This is a genomic window from Ralstonia sp. Ralssp135 (genome assembly GCF_047304345.1).
GTDB classification, from domain to species: Bacteria; Pseudomonadota; Gammaproteobacteria; order Burkholderiales; family Burkholderiaceae; genus Ralstonia; species Ralstonia chuxiongensis.
Window position 1 is genome coordinate 1 of the sequence record NZ_JBGLYZ010000109.1, and the last position, 258, is coordinate 258.

Genomic DNA, 258 nt, shown 5'->3' on the forward strand with positions numbered 1-258 from the left:
CCGTACTCCTTTAAGAGTTTTTTAAACTCCTCACGGTTTCCCCGGCCGGCACCACCCTCGAGTTCGGTTACTCCCAATTCCTTTAACCGCGCGAATACAGCGGGCATTCCATCTTTGTACATTTCGCGCATGCTACCCATTTGCATGCCGATTGCCTGCGCCCTACTTTCCTGAAACGAGATAGAAATGATGAATGCAAGGAGACTAACACCTGCAGCAAGAAGTATTTTCTTTTTCATTTGTTTACAAGTTCAATGT

Annotated in this window: 1 protein-coding gene; it reads right to left on the reverse strand. The window is 46.1% G+C overall.

Annotated elements, in window-relative coordinates; genetic code table 11:
• Positions 1 to 239, reverse strand: a 239-nt coding sequence (locus tag ACCD03_RS25580; RefSeq protein WP_413413290.1) for a hypothetical protein, incomplete at its 3' end; no start/stop codon positions are given.
• Between the last annotated feature and the right edge of the window lie 19 nt (positions 240 to 258).